The sequence below is a fragment of the Mycoplana sp. BE70 genome (assembly GCF_031455855.1).
Taxonomy (GTDB): Bacteria; Pseudomonadota; Alphaproteobacteria; order Rhizobiales; family Rhizobiaceae; genus Mycoplana.
The window spans coordinates 179,105-192,529 of record NZ_JAVDTM010000008.1; the positions used below are offsets into that span (position 1 = coordinate 179,105).

Sequence of the window (13,425 nt, forward strand, 5' to 3'; positions counted from 1 at the left end):
AGCCGCCGGACGGTTCGTTCAATGACTTCAAAAGCTGGGAGAGACCGACACAGAGGACCGGACCGAACGGCACGCAGCCTGGGCCCAACCGCAACAATCTGCTGCGGTAGCGAGACGAGCGCTCCTCCGCGCACAACCACCTCCCTTGGCTTTCGTCTGGAGCTATTAAGACAACGCCGTCAACATTTGTCAACGCAATTGTCGACAATATTGGCGCTTAAATTTTCCGCTTTTACCAACATTAATCGCCTTCCCTGCCCGCCCACAACGGATAGCTCGGCGTAAACAATGCCTCGACGGGCGGATGCCCCCAGCTTCTGTCCGGATATTTCGCGACGAGCCGTTCGAACTGGCGCTGCGCACGGCCACGGGCTTCCTGCATGTCCAGCCCCGCAAGCCTCCCCTCCAGCATCGATAGCCGGCCATCGACAAAGACGGCCTGGGTGACCTTGCCGGAGCCGCCGAGCACGAGTGTCGTGATCGGATCGACGCTCGGCGTCATCCTGGGATCGTCGAGGCGGAAGACGGCGACATCGGCCCGAGCCCCCGGCGCAAGCCGGCCAATATCATCGCGGCCAAGCGCTGCTGCGCCGCCCAAGGTCGCCGCGTCGAACAGATCGGCCGAGAGCACCGCGTCGGATTTCTTCTCGCTGATGCGACAGGCGGCAAGGCCCATCAGCAGGTTCATGAGCATATCCGGCGGCGCGGTGTCCGTCGCCATGCCGATATTGATCCCAAGCCTGCGACAGGCGGCAAAGGAATGGAGAAGACTGCCCATGCGAGCCGAGACCAGCGGTGAATGGGCGATGGAAACACCATGGGCCGCATAAAGCCCAAGGTCATCCTCCGTGGCGTAGGTGGCATGGGGCGCGATCAGCCGTTCGCTGAGCAGGCCGTGATCGGCCATCCATCGCGGTCCGGTCGCGCCATGCAGCTTCTGCATGGTTTCGAGTTCCATCGGCCCCTGCGCCATGTGCAGCCGCACGCGACAGTCCAGGTCTCGTGCCGCCGCCATTGTCCGCTTCAGAAGCTCCAGCGTGCAGGTCTCGACACGATCCGGTGCAAGCAGTCCGTTGACGAGACCGCCATGCCGGCCCTGCTGGCGCTCGATGAAGGCAATCGCATCGTCCAGGCCGCGCAATCCCTTCTCCTCATCGAACACCGGCAGCATTTGCCCGGGCGCCTCCAGCACCATGCCGCCGGAGCGATAGGCCGGGCTCAGAAAGACGCGCAAGCCCATTTCGCCGGCCGCATCGGCCGCCGCGTCGAATTCGGCGACGGTCTCACCCCATTCGCGATAATAGAGCGAGGCGATCGGCGCCGCCGTGGTGACGCCATTCAGAAGCTGGAGGCCGAAAGCAAAACGTTTCTGGAAAGCCAGCTCTTCCGGGCTATACATTTCATAGGGTCCACGCTCGACATAGGAACGCGGCCAGACACGCCCCCTCGCCCATCCCGGCTGGTTGTCGAGAACCAGCGTATAGGTATCGAGATCGGACAGCGCATCGAGATCGATCAGGCCGGGGCTGATAAGGGCCGCGCCGAAATCGATACGGCGGGCAACCTCCCCCGGAAACGCCGGTCCGACGAAGATCACCGCCCCGTCTTCCATGACCATCTCCCCGTGCGGCACGAGACGATGACCACCGTCGCGCCAGGCAAGCAGCCAGTCTGCGGTCAGAAGCGTACGGCCCGCCGGCCGCTCGCCAAGGGTAAGCATGTGCAGAGGATCAGATATCATGGCATGTCCGGATGATGTATTTGAAATCCATATGAAAAGAGCGCTTCATGGATCATGAAACGCTCTTTTCCCGTCAAAGCCTAAGCCTCTGGCGCTGCCGTCAGTCGCCCATCTGGGTCAGCCAGTGGCGCGGCTTGTTGTCGGCGCGGAAATCGACACTCTTGACGGTGCCGAGCATGGCCCAGGCGATCGGCTGCTGGTGCAGCGGGATCAGCATGACCTCATCCTTGGCGATCTTCAGGGCCTCGCCTTCGAGCGCAAGACGCTTGGCCTTGTCCGGCTCCTGCGCAGCTGCCGCCACCAGCTTGTCGAGCGCCGGGTTGGACCAGTTGCCGTAGTTGGAGACGCCCATCGCGCCCTGTTTGGTCGACAGCACCTGCGCCAGCAGCGAATAGGCATCGAGCGTCGGCTCGTTCGCCCAGCTGAGGTTGAACATGTCCGCCTTGCCGGCACTGCGCTTCGGCGTCTGCACGGCGCGCGGAGCGATGTCGATCGTCGGGTTGAAGCCGCCACGCTTCAGCATGTTGGCGATGCCCGAGCAGATGTCTTCCTCGTTGATGCTCTCGTCGTTCATGCAGGTATAGGTGAAGGCGAGATCCGACTGGCCGGCCTCGGCAAGGAGCTTCTTCGAGAGTTCCGGATCGGCCGGCGTATAGGTGTCGAGCGCCTTGTCGTAGCCGGAGATTTCCGGCGCGATCAGCGAGCCGGACGGGCGTGCCAGCCCGCGCATCACCTTCTTGTTGATCAGGTCGCGGTCGACAGAGGCTTCGACGGCCTGGCGCACGCGGAGATCATTGAAGGGGTTCGGGCGGCCGTCTTCCAGCTTTTCCTTGCGGTTGAAATTGAGGAAGACGGTGCGCAGTTCGGTGCGCTTCTTCACGGTGAGGCCCGGGGAGGATTCGAGCCGCGGCAGGTCCTGGATCGGCGCGGAATCGATCAGGTCGATCTCGCCGGAGAGAATTGCTGCGACGCGGGTTGCCGCAGAGGCGATCGGCGTGAATTCGATGCGGTCGAGATTGTGCTTCTTCTCGTCCCACCAGCCTTCATTGGCGACGAGCACAGTCTTGCTGTCCGGCACGCGGCTTTCGAGCTTGAACGGACCCGTGCCGTTGGTGTGCATGGTCGTGTAGCCTTCGGTCTTCGTGGCGACGTCCGTCGGCTTTTCGCTGTTGTTGGCCTTCAGCCAGCCCGCATCGAAGATGAAGATGTTGGTGATGTCGTTGAGGAACAGCGAGGTCGGCGCGGTGACCGCGATGTCGACCGTGTAGTCATCCACCTTGGTGACGCCTGCATAGAGCGGGATGTTGCCCCGCAGCGGCGAGGTCGCATCCGAAACGCGGGTGAAGGAGGCGACCACGTCGTCGGCCGTGAAATCGGCGCCGTCGTGGAATTTCACGCCCTTGCGCAGCGTGAAGCGCCAGGTCTTGCCGTCGATCAGCTTCCACTCGGTGGCGAGCGCCGGCTCTATCTGGAACTCCGGCCCGTAGCGCACCAGGCCCTCATAGATGTGGTTGAGGAAGGCGAGGTTCGAGGTCGAAGGCACCGAATATGGGTCGAGCGAGTAGAGATCGGCGCGCCCGCCCCAGCGAAGCGTCTCGGCGCTGGCCGGTACGGCGATGGCAGTCGCGGTCATCGCGGCAAGAAGGAAGCTTTTCAAACGGGACATTATTCCCCCCTTATGGATCGTTGATAAGCCTGTGCGGCCTAGACCCCAGGCGAAGGGGAGTATTGTTTCACCCTTCTCTATTGTCAATGATATTGTAGACAATTATCGTAACCCAAATTCTCCATAAAAGTCGCCAAAACGACAAACACCGGAAAAAGCGAGGGCATGGGATGGGAAATTTTCTGCTGCTGCACGGCACCATGGTGACCGTGGACCGCGAAAGGCGGATCATCGAGGATAGCGCTTTGGCGATCCAGGATGACAGGATCGTGGACATCGGCACCGCGGACGAACTCCTGCCGCGGCACCCGGAAAAGCAGGTCATCGATTGTCGCGGCAAACTGATCATTCCCGGCTTGATCGACGCCCATGGCCACGCCGGCCACGCCTTGATCCGCAGCATCGCCGCCGACACCAATTCCCTATGGATGAAGGTCGTCACCCCCGCCTACTACCACTATGTCACGCGCGACTACTGGTATGCGGACGGTCTCGTCTCCGGCATCGAGCGGCTGCGGGCCGGAGTGACAACCGGTGCCAGCATCATCACCTCGATGCCGCGTGCAGATGATCCCGTCTTTGCGATCAACCACGCCCGCGCCTATAGCGAGATCGGGTTGCGTGAAATCATCTGCGTCGGCCCTTCCGGCCTGCCCTGGCCGCATCCTGTGACGCGTTGGGAAAGCGGTGCGCCGCAACGACGCCAGGTCAGCTTCGCAGAGATGATCGAGGGCACCGAGGCGGTCATCGAAACGCTGAACGGCAGCGCCGACGGCCGCATCCAGGTATTCCTCACGCCCTTCACGATCGTTCCATCGGTTGAGCCGTCGAACGCATCGACGCCGGATCAGGCGGTGAAACTCACTGAAAACGACCGGATGCAGGCGCGCCGCGTTCGTGAAACCGCACGAAAATGGGGCGTTCGCCTGCATTCCGACGCCTTCGCCGGCCAGATCCGCATGGCCTTTCAAGACAAGGAAAACGCCCTCCTGGGGCCGGATATCCACCTGCAGCACTGCTGGGGCATCTCGCACGAGGAGATCGATATCCTGGCCGAAACAGGCACACATGTTACCCATGCGCCGCCCGGCCGCTCCACGCCGATCATGGAGATGATGTCCAAGGGCATTCGGGTCGCGATCACCACGGACGGCGCAGCCCCCAGCCGCCACTTCGACATGCTCCAGACCGCGAGGCTGGCGCAGTTCACCCAGCATCTGCTTCACAATCACGACCGTTATCTGCTGCCGCCCGGCAAGGTCTTCGAGATGATCACCATTGATGCCGCCCGCGCCATCGGCATGGAGCACGAGATCGGTTCGCTCGAGGTCGGCAAGAAGGCGGACATCGCCATCATCGACATGCGCAAGCCGCATTTGATGCCGATGTGGATGCCCGTCCACCGCCTCATCCATCAAGTCCTGGGAAGCGATGTCGATACCGTCATCGTCGACGGCAAGCTTCTGATGGAAGGAGGCCGGGTGCTGACCACGGACGTCGACGCGGCCATCTCCCTCGGCCAAGAGGAAGCGCTTGCCTTGGCGGCGCGTGCCGGTCTCCAGGCCCATATGCACGACCCCGGCTGGGGCCGACTGCTGCGCACTTTTGAGGAGCCGGTCATTCCGCCGCAGCCGCCAACTTGCTGATCGTGCTGACGCAGCAAGACTCGGTGTTGCCAATGAATGAAAGCTATTGTAGACAATACTGTATGCATTATCGCATCCAAAGGCGGAAGAGGAGCTGCCGACGGTAATGCCGCCAAACGGGAGGAATGAATGAATAGACGGACTCTGGCAGGTTGCCTCGGTGCAGTTCTCGGACTTCTGGGAACGACGGCAGCCGGTATCGCCCATGCCGATACGCTCGACACGATCAAGCAGCGCGGCAAGCTGGTTTGCGGCGTCTCGCTTGCGACGCCGGGCTTTGCTGCCCCGAACGATCAGGGCCGCATGGAAGGCTTCGACGCCGACATCTGCCGCGCCGTGGCGGCTGCCGTCTTCGGCGACGGCGACAAGGTCGAATACGTGCCGACCAACATCAACACCCGCTTCCAGGCGCTGCAGTCTGGCGAGATCGACGTGCTGTCGCGCCAGACGACGCAAACCTTCACCCGCGAAGCCTCGCTCGGCCTCGATTTCGCGCCCGTCGTCTTCTATGACGGTCAGGGCCTGATGGTGTCGAAGTCGCTCGGCGTCACCAGCGCCGCAGAACTGAAGGACGCCGCCATCTGCACCTTGCCGGGCACGACGACGGCGCAGAACCTCAGCGATTTCTTTGGCAAGCTGGGCGCGAAGTTCGAGCTGGTCGTTTTCGAAAGCCCGGATGAAAACCGCGCCGCCTTCTTCAGCGGCCGCTGCGATGCGATCTCCTCGGATCGCTCCGACCTCGCCTCGATCCGCGCTGTCGCCAACAACCCCGACGACTATGTCGTCCTGCCGGAAACGATCTCCAAGGAACCGCTTGCACCGGCCGTCCGCCAGAACGATGCCAACTGGCGGGACATCGTTTCCTGGTCCGTCTGGATGCTGATGGCGGCGGAAGAAAAGGGCATCACCCAGGCCAACGTCGACGAGAAGCTGAAGAGCGACGACCAGGAAGTCCAGCGCATGCTGGGCGTTGCCGACAATCTCGGCGAGATGCTGAAGCTCGACAACAAGTGGGGCTACAACGTCATCAAGTCCGTCGGCAATTACGGCGAGGTCTTCGACCGCGCCCTCGGCGAAAAGACCCGCCTCGGCATGACCCGCGGTCCGAATACCCAGTGGAACGCCGGCGGCCTGCTCTACGCTCCGCCTTTCCGTTGAGTTAGAGGTTTGCGCCCGTACCCTGCGGGCGCAAACACCTCTCGCGGTTCTCAGGACGGAGGGCACCGATGGCTCTGCTGTACAATGCGCGCTACCGCGCGCTTTTCTATCAATGGCTGGCGATCGGCGTCATCGCCCTCATCGCCTGGTCGATGTTTTCGACCGCAAGCCACAATCTCGCCAAGAACGACATCGCGACCGGTTTTGCCTATCTGTCACGACAGGCCGGTTTCGTCATCAGTGAGGCCGCGATAGCCTTTGAGCCGAGCGACACAGTCGCCCGCGCGCTGCTGGTGGGCCTCGCCAACACCATCAAGGTCTCGCTGCTGGCCGCCGTCCTCGGCACGGTCCTGGGGCTTCTGGTCGGCATCGGCCGCATGTCCCGCAATCCGCTGCTCCAGCGGCTCATGCTGGCTTATGTCGAGGCGCTCCGGAACGTTCCGCTGCTGCTCTATCTGCTGTTCTGGTATGCCGTCATCATCAACGTGCTGCCACCCGTGCGCGCGGCCCTTCCGCTGGCACCGCACGTTTATCTTTCCAACAGCGGCCTGGTCATCCCCTCCGTCACGTTCGAGCGCGGCTCTGCCATAGCTGTCGCCGCCGTCGTGCTCGGGATGGTTTCGGCGCTCGTCATCAGGTATTTTTCGTTGTGCCGCAGGGTTGCGACGGGCAGGCCGAACCATGGCGCCCTCATCGCCTGGATCGCGGGCATTGCACCGATCGCACTGGTGCTGCTCCTGGGTGGTATCGCCATGACCTTCGACCTGCCGGAAAAGGGCCGCTTCCGCCTGACCGGCGGACTGCAGGTGAAGCCTGAATTTGTCGCCCTGCTGTTCGGGCTGGCGCTCAGCGTGTCGGCCAATGTCGCCGAGATCGTCCGTGCCGGCATCCAGGCCGTCAACAAGGGACAATGGGAAGCCTCGATGGCGCTCGGCCTGCCGCGGCGCCGCACCATGCGTCTCGTCATCCTGCCCCAGGCGCTGCGGTTGATCATTCCGCCGCTCACCAACACCTATCTCACCGTCTTCAAGAACAGTTCGCTGGCAATCGCCATCGGCTATCCGGATCTCGTGATGGTTTCCAACACCGTCATGAACCAGACCGGACAGGCGATGGAGACCATCGCGATCTTCATGGGCGCCTATCTCAGCCTCTCGATCGCCATTTCGCTGTTCATGAACTGGTACAACAAACGCGTCGCCCTGAAGGAGCGCTGACCGTGACAGAGCTTCAACTCGTGCTCGGTGCCACCACAAGCGAAGCACCTCCCCGGCCATCGTCGCGCTGGTGGCAGGACTGGTTCGGCACGCCGGGCAACGCGCTGATAACAGTGCTTTGCAGCGTAAGCCTCCTTGCCATCGCCTGGCTCGCCACCCAATGGCTTTTCCTCAACGCGACATTCGCCGGCACGCCGGAAGACTGCAAGACGGCCAGCGGCGCTTGCTGGCCGTTCCTCAGCGCCAAGCTCCGCTACATGGCATTCGGCTTCTATCCGTTCGAGCAGCAGTGGCGGCCGCTTCTGGCGCTCCTCGTCTTCATGGGCGCGGCGGTCGTATCCATGGTGCCTCGGTTCTGGGGCCGCGGGCTCCTGCTGCTCTGGGTCGTGGCCATCCTGCCCGGCCTGTACGCCCTCATGGCCGGTGGCATCTTTGGCCTGCCCGCCGTTCCGACGACGCAATGGGGCGGCCTGCCGCTCTCCTTCATGCTGTCCTTCGTCGGTCTCGCCTGCGCGCTGCCGCTCGGCATCCTGCTTGCGCTGTCGCGCGCATCCGAGCTGCCGGTGATCCGCGTCCTGGCCACGTGCTTCATCGAGATCGTCCGGGGTGTGCCGCTGATCAGCATCCTCTTCATGGCAACGGTGATGCTACCGCTGTTCATGCCCGATGGCGTCACGGTCGACAAGCTGCTGCGCGCGCAGATCGCCATCATCATCTTCGCCGCCGCCTATATCGCGGAGATCGTGCGCGGCGGCCTGCAGGACGTGCCCAAGGGGCAGCTCGAAGCCGGTGCGGCGCTTGGCATGGGCTATTGGCCGGTGATGTTCAAGATCGTGCTGCCGCAGGCGATCAAGAAGGTCATCCCTCCGCTCGTCGCGCTCTTCATCGGCTTCTTCCAGGACACCACTCTCGTCACCATCGTCGGCCTGCTCGATTTCCTCGATACCGTGCGCTCTGCGATGCGCGATCCGGCCTGGCAGGGCATTGCCGTGCTGGAAGGCTATGTCTTCGCCGCCGCCGTTTATTTCACCTTCAGCGCGCTGATGGGAGCCTATAGCCGCTTCCTCGAGCGCTATTTCAGGACGACCCATGACTAAGGCCATCCGCGTCATCCGCAATGTCGAGACGATCGTCGCCTATGACGAGGAGACCGGCACCCATGCCTATCTTTCCGATGGCGACATCGCCTTCGACGACAACGCGATCCTCCACGTCGGCGACCGCTATACCGGTCCGTTCGAGCAGGAGGAACAGGGGCGCGGCCGCATGCTGTTGCCGGGCTTCGTCAACATCCATTGCCATTCCGACGAGGAGCCGCTGTCCAAGGGCATCTTCGACGACATGGGCACCGCCACCCTTTGGGGCCAGGCGATGTACGAATACTCGACCCTGATCGAGATCAGCGAGGAAGCCCGCGAAGCCTCGCTGACTGTCATGCTCGGCGACCTCATCCGCAGCGGTGTCACCACGCTGGTCGATATCGCCGGCCCACACGACGCCTGGCTGCCGACGCTCGCGAAAAGCGGCGCCCGCGCCTATGCAGCACCGGGCTTTCGCGAGGCCCGCTGGTATGTCGAAGACAGCCACCGCCTCGAGTATCGCTGGGATCATGCCCGTGGACGGGAAGCCTACGAGCGCGCGCTGGCCTGCGTCGATGCCGCCCAGAACCATCCTTCCGGCCGGCTTGGCGGCATTGTTTCCCCGTCCCAGGTGGAGACCTGCTCTTCAGAACTGCTGATCGAAGCCGCCGCAGCCGCAAGAAGCCGCGGCGTTCCGATCACCGTCCACGCAGCCCAGACCATGGCCGAACATGAGGAACTGCTGCGCTGGACGGGCCAGACCGCCGTGCAGTATCTCGAAGGCCTCGGCATCCTCGATGGCAATTTGATCCTCGGCCATTGCATCTTCATCGACAGCCATTCCTGGACACGACAGCGCACCGAAACCGACATGGCGCTGCTCGCAAGACGTGGGACGACCGTCGCCCACTGCCCGGTCACCTTCTCGCGCAGCGGCATGATACTGGAGTCTATCGGCCGCTATCGCCGCGCCGGCATCAATGTCGGCCTCGGCACCGATAGCTACCCCTACAACATGCTGGAAGAGATGCGCCGGGCGCTGATCTGCTCGCGTATCGCCGGCAAGAGCGTGTTCGACCTGAAGACCGCCGACATCCTCGATATGGCCACGCTTGCCGGCGCGAAAGCGCTGGGCCGGCAGGATATCGGCCGGATCGCCGTCGGCGCCAGACCGGACTTCTCGCTGGTCGATCTCAACCACCCCGCCATGCAACCGGTCTACGATCCCTTACGCAACCTGCTGCATTGCGCCGCCGAAAGGGCGGTCGAGGCCGTTTATGTGGACGGCCGCTGCATTGCGCGCGGCGGGCGGCTGCTCGGACTGGACTATGATGCGGCCGTGCAGGTCATGCGGGAGGCGTCGAAATTCACGACAAGCCGCATCGCCGCGAACGATCCCCGCGGCAGGTCGCTTTCCGAACTTGCGCCGCTGTCCTTGCCAACCAGGCAGCCGAGTGCCCAGTAGCCCGCGCGATCGCAATGCGGCTGCCTGGCCAGATCGCCAACCGCGAACGTTTTACGATCCGGCTCAGTCTTTGGCCTTGTCGGCTTCGAGCAGGGCGGCAACTGCGGAAAGTCCGCGGGCGCGAGCGTGGACTAAAGCGTTTTTTCCGTCGAAGTCCTTGATGCCCACATCTGCCCCCGCCGAAAGCAGGGAACGGACGATACGCTGAGAGGCAGGCCCGCCATCGGTGAGGATCGCGACTTCGAGCAAGGCGGTCCATCCCAGCTTGTTGACATGGTCGACATCGATCCCGGCGGCGATCAGCATGTCCACCGCATCGGGATGGCCTTTCTCCGCGGCCGGGATTAGGGCGGTGCCACCATACCGATTGGTGCTGGTCAGATCTGCTCCATGAGCAAGGATCATGCGCAGGATGTCCGTTCGACCCTGTGCCCCGGCCACGAGGAACGGGCTATCCTGAATGCTGTCCTTGGCGTTGACGTCGGCTCCGGCGGCAAGGAGAAGGCGCGCAGCCTCGACATCGTTTTTCCAAACCGCCACCAGAAGCGGCGTTTGGCCCTGCGTGTTGCGCTCGTCCACGGGATTGCCGGCGGCCAACGCCTGTTCCAATCCGCCATGGTCACCGCTTTCCACGGCGCTCAACACCGTGGCCTGCGCATTGCCGCCTAGTGCCATGATCAGGACTCCTGCCAGAAGAAAAAGTCGCATTGCTGCCTCGTAGCATAAAACCCGCGCGCCGAATGGGCGCGCGGGCGAAGGAATTATTTCAGGCGCTTGGCATGGGTTTCAAGGGCCTTCATGGCGCAAGCCTCGTCGAATTGGCCCCCCGGAGCGCCGCCGACGCCGATGGAGCCGATCGTTGCCTTGCCGACCTTGACCGGAACGCCGCCGGCCAGAACGAGGAAGCCCGGAATATCGACCAGGCCGGCCGCAGCCGGGTTTTCCGCCACGGTCTTGGCCATGCCGCTCGTCGGGTTGCGCGAGGACGCCGACGTGTAGGCCTTTGCGGTTGCCGCATCGGCGGTGTGAGCGCCGGCATTTTCCGCACGTACCAGCGCAAGCAGGATGCCCGAGCGATCGGTAACGGCGGCAGCCACGTTGTAACCGTCAGCGGCACAGGCGGCGACGGCGGCCTGCGCCAGATCGACGGCAAGCCCGGTGCCGAGGCTTGGCAGGGCGACCGTATCGTCGGCGAGCGCCGGTGCGGCGATCAGGGCAAGAGCGGCAGCAAGAACGGTGTGCTTCATTTGAATCTCCAGAACGGAACCATTTCCTGAAGCCAAGGTAAAAGCTTGCCGCACCCTGCGATATTCGCAGAGCAACCGACACCTATCGGTAAGATTACCGATGCGCGCTCAGCCAGAGCCTCGTCTGCTCCGCCACTGACGGCGTGCCGAGCTTGGCTGCAATATTGGCACGATGGCTGTCGACCGTCCGCACCGAGACAGTCAGCGCCGCGGCGATTTCCTTGCTGCCGAGCCCCTTCGACACCAGTTCGATGACCTCCGCTTCGCGCCCGGTCAACTGTTTGAGGAGTGCAGCTGTCTCGGCCTGAGCCAGATGTTCGGCAAGCTGCACTTCGCAGGCTGCGATCGCCTCCATCAGCACATGCTCGTCCACCGGCTTCGTCAGAAAATCGGTCACGCCTGCGCGAAAGGCCCGGCGGCAGGCTTCGACATCGCCATGGCCGGTGATCATGATCGTCGGCCAGGAGATGCCCTTCGCCGACAATTGCGTCATGAGCTGAAGACCGCTGACGGCGGGCAGCCGCAGATCAAGGACCAGAACACCCGGTCTCGTCCAGTCCGCATGCGCTATGAGATGCGCAGCATCCGGAAAGGTCGCGACTTCCTTGCCGTAGGTCGAAAGCAGCATCGCCAGCGCTTCCCGCACGGCGGCGTCGTCATCCACCAGATAGATCATCGCGTCGTCTCCAGCGGCAGGCGGACGATGAACCGCGCTCCCCCCGCATTGACCGCCTCCATGCTGCCGTCCATTTTCTCAATCAACCGTGCGCAAAGCGGCAAGCCCAAGCCCATGCCCTCCGGCTTGGTGGTGAAGAAGGGTTCGAAGATATGCGGCAGCGCCGCGGCGGGAATGCCCGGGCCGTTGTCGGTAATCGTGAGCACAGCCTGCTTGTCCGAGCCATCAGCGCGTATGGAAATGCGAAGATCGTCCTTTCCGTCGAGCGCTTCCGCAGCATTGCGCAGGATATTGTGGATCACCTGCTGAAAACCGATCGTCTCGATACGCACGAGGCGCTCACCGGATACGATGACGGTATCGAGAGCGATGCCGCGTCTAGCGAGATCGGGCTCGGCAAGACGCATTGCTTCGGTCAAGGCGCGCTCCAGTGGAATGGTTTCGAGCTGCGATGCTCCGCCGGCAATATAGGCACGCATTCGCCCGAGAATGTCGCCGGCGCGCTTTGCCTCGCGCACATTGGCATCCAACGCCTGTTCCAGGATATCACGCCTCTCAAGCGCGATCGCCCGGCGCGCTGCCTGGCTCTGGCTCAGAAGAGCTGCGACAGGCTGCGCCAACTCATGCGCAATGCCCGATGCCATTTCGCCGAGGGCATTCACACGCCCGGCGTGAGCAAGTTTCGTTTCCTGCTCGAGCAAAGCCGCTCGACGCTCTTGATGCCGCTCCGCACGCACCGCTCGGCGATATGCGACAAGCAAATAGAATGCCGCCGCAAGCAACGAGAGAAGCGGCAGGACAATCATCGGCGGCAACAGCTCCGTGGCGCGAAAACCCCGGCTTATTTCCAGTCGCAATGGCTGGCTGACGCTGTTGACATCAAGGTTGCGAGTAGCGGTGAGCAGTGTCGAAGCACGCAAGGGACGGTTGATCAGTCGGGTTTCCCCCAGCCACAACTGATAGCCGTAGTCGTGGGGAAACAGCCCGTCAGCAACCAGTCCACCCGCATCGATCTTCATCAGCAGATAGAGCCCCGGTGCGACCAGCTTGTAGATCTCATAGTGCTGCACGTCATCGGTCTGGCTGCGAACCGCCGTGCTGCCCGGCGTCGTCATAACAGGCAGTCCGGCGGAGCCCTGCTCCCTTATCTCGGGATCGTTTGGCCGGTCATAGCGCTTCATTACCGCGCTCGTACCCTCCACATGGATCGTCGCGATTTCTATGATGCGCGGATAAAAGGAAGCTATCGCCTCGGCGAGCCCCCGAACACTTTCGGTTTGCTCCTGCTCCCCCATGCGAACCACTGCCGCAAGGGCAGTAAGATGCGCCTCGTGCTGCGCAAGCTTCTCGCCGAGGCGCGTGCCCGCCGCTGAGAGGCTGCTGTTGAGGTCGTCCAAGCCGGCCCGATAGTTGAACGCTGCAACCAGCGCGGCGACAAACATGGCGGTGGCGAGACCGGCGAGCAGCACCAGGACGGAATGACGTTTGCGTTTCATCTTCATTCTGCGTACCCGGCTGCCCGCATCTTGT

At 62.9% G+C, this 13,425-nt stretch carries 11 protein-coding genes; 5 read left to right on the plus strand and 6 right to left on the minus strand.

Annotated elements, in window-relative coordinates:
* Positions 1-241: 241 nt before the first annotated feature.
* Positions 242-1,741, minus strand: coding sequence for an amidohydrolase family protein (locus J2Y48_RS16465; protein ID WP_310420130.1), 1,500 nt, complete (start codon positions 1,739-1,741; stop codon positions 242-244).
* Positions 1,742-1,841: 100 nt separating this feature from the next.
* On the minus strand, positions 1,842-3,407 hold the full coding sequence (locus J2Y48_RS16470) for an ABC transporter substrate-binding protein (RefSeq protein ID WP_310420132.1): 1,566 nt from the start codon (positions 3,405-3,407) through the stop codon (positions 1,842-1,844).
* A 170-nt stretch (positions 3,408-3,577) separates the two neighbouring features.
* On the opposite strand from J2Y48_RS16470, the gene J2Y48_RS16475 reads away from it, so the two are divergent.
* From J2Y48_RS16475 to J2Y48_RS16495, 5 genes are all read left to right on the plus strand, one after another.
* The gene (locus J2Y48_RS16475) at positions 3,578-5,053 is read left to right on the plus strand and encodes an amidohydrolase family protein (RefSeq protein WP_310420133.1); all 1,476 of its coding nucleotides are present in this window, start codon (positions 3,578-3,580) and stop codon (positions 5,051-5,053) included.
* A gap of 129 nt (positions 5,054-5,182) precedes the next feature.
* Positions 5,183-6,211 (plus strand): amino acid ABC transporter substrate-binding protein, encoded by a 1,029-nt coding sequence (locus J2Y48_RS16480; RefSeq protein WP_310420135.1) that lies wholly within the window; start codon positions 5,183-5,185, stop codon positions 6,209-6,211.
* Positions 6,212-6,279: 68 nt separating this feature from the next.
* On the plus strand, positions 6,280-7,428 hold the full coding sequence (locus J2Y48_RS16485) for an ABC transporter permease subunit (RefSeq protein WP_310420137.1): 1,149 nt from the start codon (positions 6,280-6,282) through the stop codon (positions 7,426-7,428).
* 2 nt (positions 7,429-7,430) lie between these two features.
* On the plus strand, positions 7,431-8,525 hold the full coding sequence (locus tag J2Y48_RS16490) for an amino acid ABC transporter permease (protein ID WP_310420139.1): 1,095 nt from the start codon (positions 7,431-7,433) through the stop codon (positions 8,523-8,525).
* Positions 8,518-9,972, plus strand: a complete 1,455-nt coding sequence (locus J2Y48_RS16495) for an amidohydrolase family protein (protein WP_310420141.1) — start codon at positions 8,518-8,520, stop codon at positions 9,970-9,972. The genes J2Y48_RS16490 and J2Y48_RS16495 overlap by 8 nt, the downstream gene beginning before the upstream one ends.
* Before the next feature lie 63 nt (positions 9,973-10,035).
* On the opposite strand, the gene J2Y48_RS16500 is transcribed toward J2Y48_RS16495, so the two are convergent.
* The 4 genes from J2Y48_RS16500 to J2Y48_RS16515 all read right to left on the minus strand — a co-directional run bounded on the left by J2Y48_RS16500 (position 10,036) and on the right by J2Y48_RS16515 (position 13,391).
* Positions 10,036-10,680, minus strand: a complete 645-nt coding sequence (locus tag J2Y48_RS16500; protein WP_310420143.1) for an ankyrin repeat domain-containing protein — start codon at positions 10,678-10,680, stop codon at positions 10,036-10,038.
* Positions 10,681-10,733: 53 nt separating this feature from the next.
* Positions 10,734-11,219, minus strand: a complete 486-nt coding sequence (locus J2Y48_RS16505; RefSeq protein WP_310420145.1) for a heme-binding protein — start codon at positions 11,217-11,219, stop codon at positions 10,734-10,736.
* Positions 11,220-11,313: 94 nt separating this feature from the next.
* Complete coding sequence (locus J2Y48_RS16510; protein WP_310420147.1) at positions 11,314-11,895, minus strand: response regulator; 582 nt, start codon at positions 11,893-11,895, stop codon at positions 11,314-11,316.
* On the minus strand, positions 11,892-13,391 hold the full coding sequence (locus J2Y48_RS16515) for an ATP-binding protein (protein WP_310420149.1): 1,500 nt from the start codon (positions 13,389-13,391) through the stop codon (positions 11,892-11,894). Before J2Y48_RS16515 ends, J2Y48_RS16510 begins: the two co-directional genes overlap by 4 nt.
* Positions 13,392-13,425 lie beyond the last annotated feature (34 nt).

Excerpts from the sequence above, each read along its gene's own strand:
- J2Y48_RS16485 (WP_310420137.1), top strand. The coding sequence starts at position 6,280 with ATGGCTCTGCTGTACAATGCGCGCTACCGCGCGCTTTTCTATCAATGG.
- J2Y48_RS16465 (WP_310420130.1), bottom strand. The coding sequence starts at position 1,741 with ATGATATCTGATCCTCTGCACATGCTTACCCTTGGCGAGCGGCCGGCG.
- J2Y48_RS16510 (WP_310420147.1), bottom strand. The coding sequence starts at position 11,895 with ATGATCTATCTGGTGGATGACGACGCCGCCGTGCGGGAAGCGCTGGCG.
- J2Y48_RS16495 (WP_310420141.1), top strand. The coding sequence starts at position 8,518 with ATGACTAAGGCCATCCGCGTCATCCGCAATGTCGAGACGATCGTCGCC.
- J2Y48_RS16480 (WP_310420135.1), top strand. The coding sequence starts at position 5,183 with ATGAATAGACGGACTCTGGCAGGTTGCCTCGGTGCAGTTCTCGGACTT.
- J2Y48_RS16500 (WP_310420143.1), bottom strand. The coding sequence starts at position 10,680 with ATGCGACTTTTTCTTCTGGCAGGAGTCCTGATCATGGCACTAGGCGGC.
- J2Y48_RS16505 (WP_310420145.1), bottom strand. The coding sequence starts at position 11,219 with ATGAAGCACACCGTTCTTGCTGCCGCTCTTGCCCTGATCGCCGCACCG.
- J2Y48_RS16470 (WP_310420132.1), bottom strand. The coding sequence starts at position 3,407 with ATGTCCCGTTTGAAAAGCTTCCTTCTTGCCGCGATGACCGCGACTGCC.
- J2Y48_RS16515 (WP_310420149.1), bottom strand. The coding sequence starts at position 13,391 with ATGAAACGCAAACGTCATTCCGTCCTGGTGCTGCTCGCCGGTCTCGCC.
- J2Y48_RS16475 (WP_310420133.1), top strand. The coding sequence starts at position 3,578 with ATGGGAAATTTTCTGCTGCTGCACGGCACCATGGTGACCGTGGACCGC.